Annotated in this window: 11 protein-coding genes; 5 read left to right on the forward strand and 6 right to left on the reverse strand. The window is 57.8% G+C overall.

Features of this window, described 5'->3' with window-relative positions; translation table 11 throughout:
* Positions 1 to 47: 47 nt before the first annotated feature.
* Positions 48 to 248, reverse strand: a complete 201-nt coding sequence (locus VFA76_14095) for a cold-shock protein (protein ID HZR32972.1) — start codon at positions 246 to 248, stop codon at positions 48 to 50.
* A 506-nt stretch (positions 249 to 754) separates the two neighbouring features.
* On the opposite strand from VFA76_14095, the gene VFA76_14100 reads away from it, so the two are divergent.
* The 3 genes from VFA76_14100 to VFA76_14110 all read left to right on the forward strand — a co-directional run bounded on the left by VFA76_14100 (position 755) and on the right by VFA76_14110 (position 4017).
* Positions 755 to 1813 carry a methyltransferase gene (locus tag VFA76_14100; protein ID HZR32973.1) on the forward strand — a complete coding sequence of 353 codons (1059 nt, stop codon included), beginning with the start codon at positions 755 to 757 and terminating at the stop codon, positions 1811 to 1813.
* Between the two features lie 353 nt (positions 1814 to 2166).
* On the forward strand, positions 2167 to 3210 hold the full coding sequence (locus VFA76_14105) for a hypothetical protein (protein ID HZR32974.1): 1044 nt from the start codon (positions 2167 to 2169) through the stop codon (positions 3208 to 3210).
* Positions 3211 to 3249: 39 nt separating this feature from the next.
* Positions 3250 to 4017, forward strand: a complete 768-nt coding sequence (locus VFA76_14110; GenBank protein HZR32975.1) for a hypothetical protein — start codon at positions 3250 to 3252, stop codon at positions 4015 to 4017.
* Positions 4018 to 4129: 112 nt separating this feature from the next.
* Here the strand turns inward: VFA76_14110 and acnA are convergent, their stop codons facing one another.
* Together acnA and VFA76_14120 are read right to left on the reverse strand one after the other, a co-directional pair.
* Positions 4130 to 6997, reverse strand: coding sequence for an aconitate hydratase AcnA (gene acnA / locus VFA76_14115; GenBank protein HZR32976.1), 2868 nt, complete (start codon positions 6995 to 6997; stop codon positions 4130 to 4132).
* 101 nt (positions 6998 to 7098) lie between these two features.
* Positions 7099 to 8358, reverse strand: coding sequence for an Nramp family divalent metal transporter (locus tag VFA76_14120; GenBank protein HZR32977.1), 1260 nt, complete (start codon positions 8356 to 8358; stop codon positions 7099 to 7101).
* A 121-nt stretch (positions 8359 to 8479) separates the two neighbouring features.
* Between VFA76_14120 and purD the strand changes: the two genes are divergently transcribed.
* A complete protein-coding gene (purD, locus tag VFA76_14125) occupies positions 8480 to 9757 on the forward strand; it encodes a phosphoribosylamine--glycine ligase (GenBank protein ID HZR32978.1) in 1278 nt (425 codons plus the stop codon).
* A 40-nt stretch (positions 9758 to 9797) separates the two neighbouring features.
* Positions 9798 to 10304: a 5-(carboxyamino)imidazole ribonucleotide mutase gene (purE, locus tag VFA76_14130; GenBank protein ID HZR32979.1), complete on the forward strand. Its 507-nt coding sequence runs from the start codon at positions 9798 to 9800 to the stop codon at positions 10302 to 10304.
* 4 nt (positions 10305 to 10308) lie between these two features.
* Here the strand turns inward: purE and galU are convergent, their stop codons facing one another.
* From galU to mfd, 3 genes are all read right to left on the reverse strand, one after another.
* Positions 10309 to 11190, reverse strand: coding sequence for a UTP--glucose-1-phosphate uridylyltransferase GalU (galU, locus tag VFA76_14135; protein ID HZR32980.1), 882 nt, complete (start codon positions 11188 to 11190; stop codon positions 10309 to 10311).
* 23 nt (positions 11191 to 11213) lie between these two features.
* Positions 11214 to 12980, reverse strand: a complete 1767-nt coding sequence (locus VFA76_14140; protein HZR32981.1) for a DUF885 domain-containing protein — start codon at positions 12978 to 12980, stop codon at positions 11214 to 11216.
* 122 nt (positions 12981 to 13102) lie between these two features.
* Complete coding sequence (gene mfd, locus VFA76_14145; protein HZR32982.1) at positions 13103 to 16663, reverse strand: transcription-repair coupling factor; 3561 nt, start codon at positions 16661 to 16663, stop codon at positions 13103 to 13105.
* Between the last annotated feature and the right edge of the window lie 40 nt (positions 16664 to 16703).

The following is a 16703-nucleotide window of genomic DNA, read 5'->3' on the forward strand; positions in this document are numbered from 1 at the left end:
AAGAAAAAGGGCGACCCTGAAGTCGCCCTTCTTTTTCCTGTTTCAGATTACACAGGCTTTACGTTCTCTGCCTGCCAGCCCTTGGGTCCCTTTACGACGTCGAACTGGACTTGTTGACCCTCCTGCAAGCTGCGGAAGCCGCTTGCCTGGATCGCCGAGAAATGCACGAAAACGTCTTCGCCATTCTGACGGCTGATAAAGCCATAGCCCTTCGCGTCATTGAACCACTTCACTGTTCCTGTTTCCATGGTGTTGCTAGTTCCTTTTCTTGTTGAGTTTGCGAGATCAAGCGCAGGGTGGTGCAGGCAGGTGCTAAAAAAAGCAGTTACTGCTTGACTTACCGCTGTCGATCAAACGCGCCATCATCTTACATCACACGTACGATATTAGCCAATTACAAACACTTGGGGTCTGATTACAGCCCCGGAAGATGTGCGCCAAGCCACACGTAACGAAGGGGTTAGGCTGTGGATTACGGAAGTTCGGGGAAGCTGCCGCACTTGAACTTCGTTCCAAATGGCGATGGCGAGGAAGCTTGCGACTGAACTGCGAGGCCATGTGACCGCCGAGGATAAGTTCCGAGTTGCCGACAATCCGGGAGTTAAACGGAATCCTTCGGGTATATGGGCGCCATTGGAGCAGGCACGCGTCCAAATTGCAAAACCGGAGCGGACAGACATTCGGCCTCGGGAGCTTGTGAGACAATTGCGCCAATTCAGCCGTGCCTAACTTGCGGCACGCAGTGGGGTGAACAATGGCAACCGATCCGAAACTGTGGCAGGAGAATTCTCAACAAAACCAGCACCCGCACCTCGAGGCCGCACGCCCCGCCGCCGCCGATGCGGTCATGCAGGTGGTCCAGCTCGCAACCGGCTACTGGTTTTCGCGATGCTTGCAAGCGGTGGCGGAAATCGGAGTTGCCGACGCGCTGTCCGACGCCCCGCGCTCGGCAGCAGATCTGGCGCAGGCCGTCGGCGCCGCCCCCGATTCACTCAACCGCGTCCTGCGTTTGCTGAGCTCGCAGGGCGTGTTCGCTTTCGGAGACAGCGGATACTCCCACACGCCGCTTTCGCGCGCGCTACGCAGCGATCATCCGCATTCCCTTCGCTCCTACGTGCGCTTCGTCGGGAGTCCGCTCTTCTGGGACAGCTACGCCGAGATGGAACACGTCATCCGCACCGGACAAACTGGTGTAAGCAAAATTGAGCCGCGTGGCGTGTTCGCTTACTTTAATGATCATCCCGCCATCCTTGAACTCTTCAACGACGCGATGCGGGGAAAAGCGGAAAGCGCCATCGGTCCGGTACTCGCGGCCTACGATTTCTCCGGCTTCGGGACCGTCGCCGACATCGGCGGAGGCCTCGGTCACATGTTGAAAGCCATCCTCCAAACCGCGCCGCAGACGCGCGGTATTTTGTTCGACCAGCCGCACGTCGTCGCGCAAGTCGCTCCCGCTGACCGCCTTGAGCTTCAGGGCGGCGATTTCTTCCGCGGCCCCTTGCCGCCATCCGACTGCTACGTCCTGATGGAAGTTCTCCACGACTGGACCGATGAGCAGTGCGTTGCCATCTTGCGACAGATCCGCGCCGTGGCGCCGGCTCATGCCAAGTTGCTGATCGTAGAAACCGTGCTGCCACCGGACAATCGCCCGCATTTCGCCCATCATCTCGACATCAACATGATGGTCCTCACCGGCGGCCGCGAGCGCACGCCCGACGAGTTCGCCCGGCTTTTTGCCGAGAGTGGCTTTCTGCTGCTGCGCCGCATCCCCACCCGCGGCGTGTACGCGATCATCGAGGCCGGCCCAGCTTAAGACATCGCTCTGCTCGCGTTTACATCGTGAAGCCGCATAGCGGCAGTAGTTCATAGCCCGGCGTGAGTGCCGTGACTGTCGCCTGCTCCGCACCGAGTTGACATCGGATCGGGTGAATCGATCGCAGAAACACCTGCATAACGGGCTATCCGGAAGCTATGGGAAAAGGAAGCCCAGTTTCCGAGTTGCCGACCATCCACTCGGAACTAGTAGTCTGGGGCTCCAGAACGTTGTGTCTAGCGCAGGAGGAGCCTATAATCCGCGAACTCGGAAATTTCGGTTCCACCGTCTAAATTGTCTTTGCTTTGGCAGGACCGTCGCAGTGGTTTCGCGGCCGAAGAGGAGGAAAAAGCGTGGCCATCTACTCCGCAAGAACATTGACGAAGTGTGTTTTTGGAGTTGCGTTGGTGGCGAGCCTGTCGGTTCTGAGCGCAGCAGCGCAGTTTCAGAATCCAATTCAGGCGGCGAAGGACGCATACAAGAGAGCGATGAAACAACAGCAAAATCCGAAGTCGCAGCAGCCTGCTCCGCAGGGCCAGGCCACAAAGCCGGCCAATTCTCCGGTTCAGTCAAGCGCGGCGGAGCCCGATTCGTCAACCGCAAACGGCGATTGCTGCAGCCGGGAGGCTCTGAAGAAAATCGCCGCTTCCGTCGGATTTGTGGACATCGTGGGCATCAAGCTGGGCATGACTCCCGCACAGGCCTTGGCCGCCATCAAGGCTTACAAGTCCACGTTCAAAATTGAGGTCCTCCACACAAGATTATTTCATCCTGGGGTTGAAACCTTTACCCGCGTGCCGCGTTACATTTCCGCTCAGGAGCCGAACAATGGCAAGGGCTACGAATACATCAACGTGGAATTCACCCAACCGCCCAGCCCGCCGCTGGTTTCTAAGATTGAGCGCTATATAGCAATGCCAGCCGGTCAGCCGATAATGGCGTCGACCCTGTTGGAATCTTTGCGCAAAAAGTATGGGCAGTACAACTTCTCCCAGAACGGACCCTTGGCCTGGATTTATGACCTCAGTGGGAAGTTGCCGGTCCGCTTGCCTAATAGCGCGGCGTATTGTGCTTACCCTGAGGAACTGCCCCGAGGGAATGGCGAGCCGCAGAGCGACTACGGACAGATTAGCTTGGACACTACGTCGCCGAACTCTATTAAGGGAAATACTATAGATACACCGGGCTGCGTGCCCTATGTAGTTTTTGTCGCTCGCGGCGTCGCCGAAGAAACCCCGCCGAACGCGCAACTCAGTCAGCTAACGACGACCCTTGAAAGCGGCGCTCTCGTTTACAACTCTGGGCGGGCTAGTTACAACTGGCTGAAGGCGGAAGCCGATGCCAAGGCCAAAAAACAAGAGGATGACGCGAAATCGCGTACAGGGCCCCCGTTGTAGGCTGAATCTGGATTTCGGTGTCGAAGGAGGATACTTTCTATGTCTCGCAAGCGGATTCTTTTCTCGGCAGGTGTTCTTCTGTTCGCCTTTGTCGCCGGCGTTTGGGAGACCTCGGCGCAGAATCTTCCTCCAACTCCACGCACTCCAGACCTGATGGGCATCTATCCGGGCATGCCTGCGTCGGCCGCGCGCGCTCAGCTTCAAAAGCGCTCGTCAACGGTGAACGTGAGAAGTGCTTGGCCGGCGGATTCGGGGTTCGGGCTCAACATTAGTGATCCCACGGGTCGAGAAGGTACCAATGTGAACCTGACCCTAGCGCCCAATGATCCGATGGTGTGGTGGATCACGCGATCTCAGGCTTACCAGAATCCAGGGCCCCCTCTGATGCTGAACACCGTGCTTACAGCTTTGCGTGAAAAATATGGAAAAGAGACCATGACCCACGACCAAGGTGGCGGCGGCCTTTACGTGTTCTGGATATTCGATCAGAGCGGCAAGCTGCTGGCAACCGCCGACCCAACGCTGCAAGGCTGCAACAGCGGTCAGTTCAGTCTGTATATGCGAAACGGGTTGCCACCGGCACCGACCCAAGTCGAACAAACCTGTTTCAAATCCTATTTCGCCGTCAAAGCAAGTTTTAATAGCGCCTCTGCAGACGGTATGCTCAACTCCTACACCGTCGAGCTGGTCAACTTGCCCTACGCCTATAGAGCGGCGATGAACACGGCCAACGAGAAAAAAGCAGCCGATCAGAAGGCCCAGCAGGAACTGAAAAAGCGGGGTGAACAGAACAAGCCCAGCTTCTGACGAACATTCCTGGGTCGCAAGCGCTTGCGTCTGGCCGGAAAGCGTTTTGCACTCACTCCAGGCATGGGGATGGATAATCAGCAACCGGAGCTTTGTAGAGCACACAGACGAACTACGTGATGCTGCTGCCCGACTTTACGTCTGCCACCGTCTTCATGCCCGGACTCACCACTTCCGGCTTAGGCTTGCCCGCGAGCAACTGGCGAAGTACGTACTGCAAGATGCCGCCATGTTGGTAATAGAGGGCCTCTTGTGGAGTATCGATGCGTACTTGGGCTTGAAAATTCACGGTCTTTCCGTCAGCTGAGCGTGCGTTTACCTGCACCACTCGCTCCGGTGGGAACTTTTCCACGATCGGCGGTAGACCTTTGATCTCGTACACTTCTTCGCCGGTGAGCCCTAAAGTGTCGGGATCCTGACCGGCCAGGAATTGCAGCGGAAGCACCCCCATGCCGACTAGATTTGAGCGGTGAATGCGTTCGTAACTTTCGGCGATCACCGCTCGGACTCCCAGTAAGAGCGGTCCTTTGGCGGCCCAATCGCGTGAAGAACCTGAGCCGTATTCTTTGCCGGCGAGGATGATCAGCTGCACTCCCTCCTGCTGATATTTTTCTGAAGCCTCGAAAATGGTCATTTCTTTGCCATCCGGCAAATGACGGGTAAAGCCCCCTTCAAGGCTGGGCACCAGCTTATTGCGCAGGCGCACATTGGCAAACGTGCCGCGCACCATCGCCTCATGGTTGCCGCGCCGCGAACCGTAGGAGTTAAAGTCCTTGGCCTGTACCCCATGCGCCATCAGATATTTTCCGGCGGGACTGTCCACCTTGATTGATCCTGCCGGTGAGATGTGGTCGGTGGTAACGCTGTGGCCCAACTTCGCCAGCACGCGCGCGCCGCGAATGTCCTCCACCGGCTGCGGTTGTTTAGGCATTCGATCAAAATAGGGAGCCTGCTTAATGTATGTAGAGGCGGCATCCCAGGCATAAGTCTCGCCCTTGGGCACCGGCAAAGATCGCCAGCGCTCGTCGCCCGCATACACGTCCGAGTAGCTCTTATGAAACATCTTGGCCTCGATCGCGGCCGCAATGGCTTCGTTGACCTCTTTTTGCGACGGCCAGATCTCTGATAGAAAAACCGGCTTGCCTGTGCGGTCGCGCCCCAGTGGCTCGTTACGCAGGTCGATGTCAATTCTGCCGGCGAGAGCGAAAGCCACCACCAAGGGCGGAGACATCAGATAGTTAGCGCGAACCTCGGAGTTGATTCGGCCTTCGAAATTGCGGTTTCCGGAAAGTACCGAGGCGACCACCAGATCCCCTTCTTCAATGGCTTCCGAAATCTCGGCCGGCAGCGGGCCGGAGTTTCCGATGCAAGTCGTGCAGCCGTAACCCACCACGTTGAAGCGAAGCTTGTCGAGATAGGGCTGCAGACCAGCCCGCTCTAGATAATCCCGCACAACTTTTGACCCTGGCGCCAGGGAACTCTTCACCCATCCTGGTACCGAGAGTCCGCGCTCGGTCGCCTTCTTGGCCACCAGCCCGGCCGCAATCATCACTGAAGGGTTGGAAGTATTGGTACAGCTGGTAATCGCGGCGATGACAACGCTGCCGTTGTGCAGGTTACGCTTCAAGTCTGCTGAGATGGGTGTGCCTGCAGCCGGCATTTCCTGGTCTTCGACCCCAACCGCTGTAGGGTTGCCGCCCTCGCCTTCCCATCTTCCGACCTGTCTCGCCACCGGGTGCTTTGCCGCGAGTGCAGCGGTTGCTCCTCCCCCCTTGGCTGGACGGGTCAGGCTGGGAAGCGCCTCGTGGAACGATCTAGCGGCCTGCGAGAGGGGCACTCGGTCCTGGGGCCGCTTGGGGCCAGCCAGGCTGGGTTCCACAGTGCTCAAGTCCAGCGTCAGCAGCTCCGAGTACTGCGCGTCGGGCATCTTTGCGGTGTGGAAGAGGCCTTGCTCCTTGCAATAGGCTTCGACCAACGCGATCTGCTCGTCGCTGCGTCCCGTCAGTTGCAGGTAACGCAAGGTTTCCTGGTCAACCGGAAAGATGCCGCAAGTTGCACCGTATTCGGGCGCCATGTTTGCGATGGTCGCTCGATCAGCCAGCGAGAGCGCGGGCAAACCCGGGCCGTAAAATTCGACGAACTTCCCAACCACACCGTGCTTGCGCAGCATCTCGGTGATGGTCAGTACCAGATCGGTTGCGGTGGATCCTTCCCGCAGTTGGCCGGTAAGGCGTACGCCTACTACCTGCGGAATCAGCATAGAAACCGGCTGGCCGAGCATGGCCGCTTCGGCCTCGATGCCCCCTACTCCCCAGCCCAAGACGCCGAGGCCGTTGATCATCGTGGTGTGGGAATCGGTCCCCACCAGCGTGTCAGGATAGGCGGAGCGCTTTCCGTCGGCTTCGTGCACAAACACAACTCGCGCCAAGAACTCCAGGTTTATCTGGTGAACGATTCCCGTGTCCGGGGGAACGATGGCGAAATTCCGAAATGCCGACTGGCCCCATCGAAGGAAAGCATAGCGCTCACGGTTGCGCTGGAACTCCAGGGCCGCGTTAATATCGAACGCGCCCACGCTGCCGAACTCATCCACCTGCACCGAGTGGTCAATTACCAGCTCTGCCGGCTGGATAGGATTGATCAAGCTGGGGTCGCCGCCCAATCGAGCCATGGCGTCGCGCATGGCCGCCAAATCCACCACCGCCGGCACGCCGGTGAAATCCTGCATCAGTACCCGGCTGGGGGTAAATGAAATCTCGTGTTCCGCGTGGACAGCATTTCTCCATGCAGCCAGCGATCTGATGTCGTCGGCCTTTACCGCGCGCCCGTCTTCGGTGCGCAGTAGGTTCTCCAACAAAATGCGCAGCGAATACGGCAAATGTTTTGTCGAGATACCCTGCTTATCAAGCGCATCAAGGCGGTGGATTTCGTATTCGCGGGATCCTACTCGCAGGGACGCACGGCTTCCGAAGCTATTCATATGAGTTTGAGTTCCTAGTACTCATTCCTATTGCACAATCGGCAGTTGCGAGCACTCAGTTCACACCTGGCGAAACCGAGAACTCAGACCGAATCTATAGTTTAGAACTTTCCGCCGAAAGTTTGGTAGAGCAGCAGTCCGTTAAGCCCAAGAACGACAAAAGCGATGAGATAGGCGAAAACGTTGGTCGAGCGACTGTTGGTGAGGTCGCCCATCAACTCCGGGCGGCGGGTGAACATGATCAGCGGGATCAGCGCGAAGGGCAAAGCAAAACTGAGGAAGACCTGCGAGAGAACCAAGATGCGCAGCGGATCCAGTCCCATACCGATCACCGCAATGGCGGGCACCATGGTGATGAACCGCCGCAGAAAGATCGGGAACTTGATGTCGAGAAAGCCTTCGATGATCACCTGTCCGGCCATGGTGCCGACCGTCGAGGAAGCCAGCCCAGAGAGCAAGAGCGCAATCGCGAAAGCCGCAGCGGAGAGTGGCCCAAGCAGGGGGCGCAACGTCTCATGTGCCTGCTCGATGGAGGCAACCGTGCGCCCGGAGTGCGCAAATACAGCCGCGGCCATGATAACCATGGCCGAGTTCACCAGCCAGGCGCCGTTCATCGCCGCCAGCACGTCCAGCAACTCGTAGCGGGCATGCTTCAGGCGAGTCAGCCATTGTCCGGTGGGGCAGTTGTACCCGTCCCCGGTCATACGATGTTGCACCAATGCCGAATGAAGATAGACCACATGGGGCATGACCGTCGCCCCCAACATTCCTACTGCGATATAGACGCTGCCGCTGGTGAGTTTGGGGACCACAATGTGCCGGGCGACAGCGCTCCAATTTGGGTGTGCCAGGAAAATTTCGATGGCATAGCAAGCAGCGATGCCAAACACAAACAGCATGATTACCTGTTCCAGACGGCGGAACCCATACAATTCCGAGGCCAGGATGAGGAAAACGCATACCCCGGTAAGCAGCGCCGCCACCAGCATGTTGATGTGGAAGAGGAGGTAAAAACCCAGCGCGGCGCCGAGAAACTCGGCAAGATCGGTGGCCAGAGCGGCCAGTTCGGCCGCTACCCAGAGTCCTAGATTCGCGGCCTTGGAAAAGTGGGCTCGGCAATTCTGCGGCAAGGTCCGTCCCGTCGCGATTCCCAACTTGGCAGACAGGAACTGGATCAGAATGGCCATGGCATTCGACCACAGCAACACCCACAGCAAGTCGTATCCGTACTCCGTGCCCCCCTGAATATTGGTGGCAAAGTTGCCGGGATCTATATAGGCGATGCTGGCGACAAACGCTGGTCCAAAATAGGACCACACCTCGGCCCGGCGAAAGGCGGGAAACCACTTTCGCTTCCACACATCTTTCTCAGCAGCAGTTTGAGGAGAGGCTTCCACCAGGGCAACAGTTTACACGCCGTGCTGCTGGGGTTTGACATCAACCGCAATGCCTCCTAGTCTGTGGTTTCCTCTAGGCCGAGACATGAAAGTTCTGGTGATCGGAAGCGGCGGACGCGAACACGCGCTGGTGTGGAAATTACGCCAGTCTCCGCGCGTTTCGCGGGTCTATAGCACGCCTGGTAATGGCGGCATCTGCGAGGAAGCCGAATGTCTTCAGGCGGACATCAAAAGCCTGGACTCGCTGATCGCGGTTGCCAATGGAATCCAGCCGGATTTAACGGTGGTGGGCCCTGAACTACCCCTCAGTCTGGGAATTGTTGATGAGTTCAGGCGACGGGGCTGGCGAATTTTCGGCCCTACGCAAGCAGCAGCACGGCTTGAATCCAGCAAGAGTTTTGCCAAGGAATTTCTTCAGCGGCACCGCATTCCGACCGCTCACTACGCCATCTGCTTATCTCCGGATGATGTGAAGGATGCCTTGGCCCATCTCCATGCCCCTGTGGTGGTGAAGGCAGACGGACTGGCGGCGGGAAAGGGCGTGGTGATCGCGCAGACCAAGGAGGAAGCCGCAACCGTTGCCTCCGAGATGCTAAGCGGAAAGATGCTTGGGGAAGCCGGGCTGCGGGTGGTCCTGGAAGAATGCTTGCAAGGTGAAGAGCTCTCGTTTCTCGTGATCAGCGACGGCGAACGAGTGGCGCCTCTGGTTGCGGCGCAGGATTACAAGCGAGTTGGCGACGGCGATAGCGGGCCGAACACTGGCGGAATGGGTGCATTTTCCACCGATGCCATGCTCGATCCCAAAATGCGGGATTGGCTGGTGGCGCATGTCGCCCGCCCGGTGGTTGCCGGCATGAAGGCGGAGGGCGCGGAGTACCGCGGAGTTCTTTACTGCGGTCTGATGATGACCGCCAAAGGGCCCATGGTGTTGGAATTCAATTGCCGCTTCGGTGATCCCGAAACCCAGCCCATTCTCATGCGCCTGGAGAGCGACTTGGTGGACGCCATGGAGGCGTCCATTGAGGGTCGCGTGAGTGACGGCGATTTTAAATGGTCGCCCGATGCAGCGGCATGTGTGGTCATGGCTTCGGGTGGATACCCGGGAACATTCGAGGCGGGGAAAAAAATTGTAGGATTGGAGCAGGCGGCACAGAAGCCCGGAGTGAAGGTGTTTCACGCGGGTACCAGCCGAAGAGACAACACGTACTATACAACTGGCGGCCGCGTACTGGGAGTTACCGCCCGCGCCCCCAGCTTAAAAGAGGCAATCACGCGAGCTTATGACGCCGTAGCTGGGATCGGGTTTGAGAACATGCATTACAGGAAAGACATTGGCGCCCGAGCGATTAACCTCCGCGCTTAAGAAGTGAGGGACCATTTTATTCGCAGTTTAGAAAGCCATCATGACAAACAAACCACTAGTCTCAATCGTAATGGGAAGCGACTCCGATCTGGAGATCATGCGCGAAGCCGCCAGAATTCTGGATGAATTTGGCATTTCCTACGAAATGGATGTGACTTCTGCCCACCGTTCTCCGGCGCGCACCAGCGAATATGCCAGTCAAGCTGCGGGCCGTGGCGTTCGAGTGATTATTGCGGGAGCAGGCGGCGCCGCGCACCTGGCAGGAGTGATCGCGGCGCACACAATACTGCCGGTGATCGGAGTTCCCATACCGTCCACTACGTTGCAAGGCCTGGACTCGTTGCTGGCAATCGTGCAGATGCCGGCCGGTATTCCAGTCGCGACCGTCGCCATCGGTAAACCGGGCGCCACCAATGCCGGAATTTTGGCGGCACAAGTGCTTGCCATTGGAGATAGTGGCTTGGCGACAAAACTTTCGAGCTATAAAGAGAAGCTCGCGCGGGGAGTGGAAGAGAAATCGCGCAAGTTAAAAGCGGCGGAAAAATAGATGTTCAGAGCTTGAGCTGTTTCAGGTAATCGCGGAACTCCCGGCCAAGGTCGCGCCGCTTAAGCGCAAATTCAACCGTAGCCTTCAGGAAGCCTAACTTGTCACCAGTGTCGTGGCGCGTGCCTTCGAATACATAGCCGTACATTTTCTCCTGCCGCAAAAGCATCTTCATTCCATCAGTAAGCTGCAGTTCGCCCCCCGAACCCAGAGGAGTGCGCGCAAGCGTCTCAAAGACCTTGGGAGTAAGAATGTAGCGGCCAACAATTGCGAGATTGGAAGGCGCCTCCTCCCGCTTGGGTTTCTCGACTAGATTTGAGATTTCGTATAACCGGCCCGCGAATCGGCCGGGCGCAGGCTTAGCATCGAGAACACCATATGCCGAGATGTTCGCCGAATCGATTTCCTGAATGGCAAGCACCGAAGACTGGGTCTCCTCGAAGACGTCCATCATTTGCTTAAGGCAAGGAACTGAACCATCAATGATGTCGTCGGCGAGCAGCACCGCAAAGGGTTCGTTGCCCACCAACTCGCGCGCCATGAGAACGGCGTGACCAAGCCCCAGTGCTTCTTTTTGCCGCACGTAGGCCACGTGAATCATGTCTGAGATCTGCCGAACCACGGTGAGCAATTCGGTCTTGTTGCGCTCCTCCAGCATCTTCTCGAGCTCGTAGCTGACATCGAAATGGTCCTCGATGGCGGTTTTGCCCCGGCCAGTGATCAGGATGATCTGGTCGCAGCCCGCCGCCAGTGCCTCTTCCACCCCGTACTGAATGATGGGCTTGTCTACGAGCGGCAACATCTCTTTGGGCAGGGCCTTGGTGGCAGGCAGAAAACGCGTGCCCAGACCAGCGACAGGAAAAACGGCTTTGCGGACTCGTTGCTTCATCGCTCTATGTAATTAAGGCCCAGTTAGAGGACAGGGGAATCATTTCCTAGCATTTGTTTACGTATGATCTTGATGGGAACCGAACCCTGCTTCATGAACTCATCGTGGAATTGCTGCAGCGTGTAGGCATTGCCCTTTGCCTGCTTGTAATCTTCGCGCAGCTTCAAAATTTGGAGTTTGCCCAGGGTGTATACCAGGTATGTGGGATCAGATGTCCCGCGTTTGGTCTCACGTTCGGCGACGGCATGCGTCTGAAGCCCTTCTTTCTGGAAGAACTCGACTCCTTGATCGAAAGTCATCTTGCCGGTATGCATCTGGATTCCAACTATGTAGCGCGCATCGCGCAGCAGCGCGTCCTGGATTTGGCCAAGGCGGAGCTTGAGATCTCCGTTGCCGTATCCCTCATCCAGCATCATCTGTTCGCAATAGTGCGCCCATCCCTCGGCATTGGAGCCGACGGCGATGATCTTGCGCGTCTTTGAAGGGGCTTCTTGCACCCACAAGAACTGCGTGTAGTGTCCGGGATAAACTTCATGAACTGCGGTGCTGATGATAGTTCCGCGGTTGAAGCTGGCCATGTGCTCTTCCACTTCTTTTCGCGGCCAGTTGGGCTCCGGCAGGGTCACGTTAAAGTAGGCCTCTTTGGCTTTGGTCTCATAAGCGCCCGGAGTATCCATGGAGGCGAAAGTGAGGGCGCGGGCAAACGGGGGCGTCTCCTCCACGATAGGCGGTACTGGGGAAGGGACAGTGACGATGTGGTGCGCCTCAATCCAGTCCTTCAAACCACCCAGAACACTGCGGAATGTTTTCAGTAGCTGATCAGGAGCAGGATGGTCCTTCTCGAGTTCGTGAAGAATGTCCTGGGGGTCGCGTTTAGGATCGATTTTGGCGGCGGTGTCTTTGAATGCCTGTTGATTGTGGCGCAGGTCGGCCATTCCGATCTCGACCAGCCGGTCCAGGGGAATGTCTACCATCTCTTCATCCAGCAGTTTCTTGCGATAGTTCTCCGCTCCGATGCGGAAATCACCTTGGGAGACGGGCAACAAATCATGCCGCAGAAAATTCTCGTAATTGCGGAGCGCTCCGATTACCTGCTGGTTTGCTGCACCGAACTCCGACAGCAATTTCTGGTCCTTCACAGCCGCGAACGCTTGAGGAACATCCTTCTGAAAGAAACCGATAATGCCGGGCACTTGCTGTAAGGCGACTTCGGTGTAGATGCGCGGAGGATCCTTCAGATTGTGGCGTGCCGCCGCCAGGGCTTGCGGCATCTGCCGCTCTCGGTCAATCACGGCGCGCAGCCTCACCTCTGGCGGGGCGTAACTACGGCTCATGATGACGAAAACACTCGCTGTGATACCGGCGGAGTAGCGGTCCGGGTCCTTCTCCCACATGCGGATCGTTTCCAACTCAAGCAGGCGGCCATCAATGGTGCTGCGTAGTAGTTCAAGGTCGGCCGCGGCGGGAATGGCCGGGGTCCCTATGGCTGCGAACTTGCGCTGGTACTCTCTGACGGAAGCGATCTCCCTATCAATGCCCGCTCGCGAGTAGTCTTCCAGCTTCGAGTCGTATTGGTGAAAGCCCGTGGCCGTCGCGTCGCTAGGATGAAACTGAAAATAATCATCAAAGTACTGGTCAACCAGCTCGTCAAATTGCGCGTTGGCGGTGGCGCCCGGTGTTCCTGCGGTCTGTTGGGGAAAACTCTTGGGCAAAGCGTTACCTGTTAGGACAAAGGAAACTATCAATAAACAGAGCACCTTGATTTGGATGCTGCAGGCGGACATTCTCATGAACAATCTCGAACCGGCAAAGCTGTAAAGCCTATCACACGCAGAAGTTCCACGGCGGGACTCTGCGTTGCCAATGCGCTACGGCGGAGATTCCTCTATGTGTTCCGTGGTTGTGGGCCAGATCACATCACCTGCACGCCGGCGGAGGGTGGAGTCCCTCCCGGGGCCGGCTCTCCTGCCAGTTGCTCCAGCACGCCGCGAACCCGGCTGAGCACTTCTTCCGGCTGAGTTGCCTTCAGGAAAAATTTCAGCGTCCCCCCAGGACTGAACTGCGCCCCCGCCTGTGAAGAGACAAAGCGTGCCAGCTTGTCCGGGTCAATGGCAGCTCGCTCAGTGAAGCGGATACTCAAAAGATCGCGCTTGCGCTCAACCGCGGCTACGCCTAGGCGCTGGCAGATGAGCTTCAACGCCGCATAATCAAGCAGGTTACGTACCGGAGCTGGAGGTTCACCGTAGCGGTCTTGCAACTCGCTCCGCACGTCGGCGAGCTGATTTTCGTTCTCCACTCCCGCCGCGCGCTTGTACATCCGCAGACGCTGGTTTTCCTCACCTATGTAATCGGCAGGAATGCGAATGTTCAGGCCGAGATTGAGTTGGGTCTCTACCTCTTCCGGCGCCTGCTCGCCCTTGATTTCGCGGACGGTGCGCTCCAGCATGGTGGTATAGAGTTCGAAGCCGACGGCATTGATTTCGCCACTTTGTTCCGCGCCCAGCAGATTTCCTGCACCGCGTAGCTCCAGGTCCAACGCGGCGATCTTGAAGCCGGCGCCGAGGTCTGAAAATTCCTTGAGCGCGGCCAGGCGGCGACGAGCCAGTGGGGTCAATTCAGCTTCGGCGGGGATCAAGAGATACGCATAGGCGCGGCGATTCGAACGTCCAACCCGGCCGCGCAACTGATACAGCTCGGAGAGCCCGTAGCGATCGGCCCGATTGATGATAATGGTGTTGCACAGCGGGATATCGAGGCCGTTCTCAATGATCGTGGTCGCGACCAGCACGTCCGATTTGTGATGCATGAAGTTGAGCATCACCTTTTCGAGCTCTCCTTCCGACATCTGCCCGTGCCCCACGATCACGCGCGCGCCAGGTACCAGTTCCTGAATTTTGGCAGCGATTTCATAAATACTTTCCACTCGGTTGTGCACGAAATAAACCTGCCCGCCGCGCTCCAGTTCTTGCTGGATGGAAGACTGAATAAGCTTTTCATCCCATGCCGCGACCACCGTCTGGATCGCCATGCGGTCTTTGGGAGGAGTCTCAATCACACTCATGTCGCGAAGGCCGACCAGCGACATATGCAAGGTGCGCGGGATGGGGGTTGCCGACATGGTCAGGACGTCTACTTCTTTCTTGATCTGCTTGAGTCGTTCCTTATGGCGGACGCCAAAACGCTGTTCCTCATCCACGACGAGGAGGCCAAGATCGGCAAACTTGACATCTTTGGAAAGCAGGCGATGCGTGCCAATGAGGATGTCAACTTTTCCCGCCTCAACCTTCTGCAAAATCTCTTTCTGCTGGCGGGCGCTGCGGAAGCGGCTGATCATCTCGACCGTAATCGGAAAAGCGGCAAAGCGGTTTTTGAATGTCTCAAAATGCTGAAACGCGAGCACCGTGGTAGGAGCCAGCACCGCAACCTGGCGGTTATCGCCGACCGCCTTGAAAGCCGCGCGCATGGCGACCTCGGTCTTGCCGTAACCCACATCACCACACAACAGTCGGTCCATCGGCTGTTGCGATTCCATGTCCCGCTTCACGTCCGCAATTGCGAGTTCCTGGTCTTCGGTTTCGCTGTACTCGAAGGCATCTTCAAACTCACGCTGCCACTCGGTATCCGCAGGAAAGCCATGTCCTTGCGCCAGCCGGCGTTGGGCATACAACTTCAGGAGTTCGTCCGCCATGTCCTGCATGGCTTTTTTGACACGCGCCTTCGTCTTGGCCCAGGCGGCGGTCCCTAAACGGCTCAGGACGGGTTTGCCCCCGTCGGCAGAACGATATTTTTGAATCAGATCGAGGCGGGTGAGGGGCACATAGAGCTTGGCGCCTTCGGCGTACTCGAGCAGCATGAACTCCGCCGTGCCGTCGCCCTGAGGAATCTCCCGCAAGCCCTGATAAATGCCAATGCCGTGCTCCACATGGACCACGTAATCGCCGACGGCGAGGTCGCGGAAATCCGAGAGAAACGCGGAAACTTTCGACTTCGGCCGCGTAGGACGGCTGATCACCGCCTCCGATTCATCGAAAAGATCGCGCGAGCCAAGAATCACCAGACCTGCGTCAGGCAGAATGGCGCCATCAGACACGTACGCCTTCACAACCGTTGTGGTGTAAACCTCTCCCGAAAAATAGGCGGTCTCATCCACATAACTCTCACCGCCGGGACGGAGCTGCGACCCCAAACGGAAGGGCACGTTATACTCAGTGAAGATGTCCGCTAGACGTTCAACCTCACCGGTGCTGCCAGCGGCAAACAAGACTTGTTTTCCCTCGGCCGTAAGACGCTGCAGCTCTTCCACCATGGCCGGCACCGACCCGTGAAAACGAGGAGTGGGCTGCGAGGCGAGCGTCAGGGCTTCAGCTTCGTCCGCTCGCGCGATTCCGAGGTGCTCGAGCTCAAGGACCGGCAAACTCTCAATGTGCTGTAGCCACTCTGCCGCCGGGAAATAAAGCTCGTCGGGACGTACCAGGTTGCCAATTCCGCTGCGCTCGTGCAGTTCGGTCAGCTTCTCCCAAAAGCTTGCTAACTCGGTCTCCAGGAGAGCAGGCTCGTCGAACACCACCGCGGCGCGTGGCAAAAGATCAAAAATGGAGTGGGTAGCGCCGGCCACAGGAGCATAGAACTCCCACCCGGGAAAAACAGTTACGCCACTCTCGCGGATCGCCTCTTCAACTACTGCTTCGGAACCGGCAATCCGCCTGCCCGAAAGCCGCGCATGCACCGCGCCTAGAAGTTCTTCCTGGACCGGAGTTTCCGTCAACGGCAGCAGCACCGCCTCATCCACCGCGGCAGCAGATCGTTGCGTACCGGGATCGAACTTGCGGATGGATTCAACCTCATCGCCGAACAACTCAATGCGGACCGGCCGATCGGCTTCCGGCGAGTACACGTCAAGGATGCCGCCACGCAAGGCGTACTCTCCCGGCATCTCCACCACGTCGGTGGCGGCATAGCCGACCGAGTTCAGATGCTGCTGCAGGGCGTCTATTTCAACCGTCTCGGAACGGCGAATTACTCGCGCCAGGTCGGCATAGTATTCGGCTGAACGCAGTCGTACCGCGGTGGCTGCGACCGGGGCGACTACGATGGAAGCTGCCCCAGTAGCCATTTTCCATAGCGCGGTGGCGCGTTCTTCCTGGATCTCCGGATGGGGCGAGAGATTTTGGAAGGGAAGCACATCGCGCGCCGGAAACGAGATCACCGATTCAGGCTCGGCGGCGCCCGTCACTTCCGCCAGCGAACGCAGCACTGGAACCAGTTCCTCGGCAGCACGATTGTTCTGGACAACCACAATAAGGGGTCGGTCGGCGGCGCGACGGAGCAAAACTGTTAAAAGCGATTTCGCGGTCGGGATCAGTCCAGAGACACGTATCCGCCCGGTGCCCTCTTTCAGATGGGAGGCGACACGCGAGAAGGTGGGCAACTTTTCCACGCCCGCGAAGAGTTCGCGGACGAAGGGAAGAACCATCGCTCTTTGATTCTAACAGGCCAAGGCGGGCAGGATGCCG

This window comes from Terriglobales bacterium, assembly GCA_035651655.1.
Taxonomy (GTDB): domain Bacteria; phylum Acidobacteriota; class Terriglobia; order Terriglobales; family Acidobacteriaceae; genus DASRFG01.

Coding starts and splice junctions, on each gene's coding strand:
- VFA76_14140 (HZR32981.1), bottom strand. CDS start 12,980: ATGAGAATGTCCGCCTGCAGCATCCAAATCAAGGTGCTCTGTTTATTG.
- purE (HZR32979.1), top strand. CDS start 9,798: ATGACAAACAAACCACTAGTCTCAATCGTAATGGGAAGCGACTCCGAT.
- purD (HZR32978.1), top strand. CDS start 8,480: ATGAAAGTTCTGGTGATCGGAAGCGGCGGACGCGAACACGCGCTGGTG.
- VFA76_14095 (HZR32972.1), bottom strand. CDS start 248: ATGGAAACAGGAACAGTGAAGTGGTTCAATGACGCGAAGGGCTATGGC.
- acnA (HZR32976.1), bottom strand. CDS start 6,997: ATGAATAGCTTCGGAAGCCGTGCGTCCCTGCGAGTAGGATCCCGCGAA.
- VFA76_14100 (HZR32973.1), top strand. CDS start 755: ATGGCAACCGATCCGAAACTGTGGCAGGAGAATTCTCAACAAAACCAG.
- mfd (HZR32982.1), bottom strand. CDS start 16,663: ATGGTTCTTCCCTTCGTCCGCGAACTCTTCGCGGGCGTGGAAAAGTTG.
- VFA76_14110 (HZR32975.1), top strand. CDS start 3,250: ATGTCTCGCAAGCGGATTCTTTTCTCGGCAGGTGTTCTTCTGTTCGCC.
- galU (HZR32980.1), bottom strand. CDS start 11,190: ATGAAGCAACGAGTCCGCAAAGCCGTTTTTCCTGTCGCTGGTCTGGGC.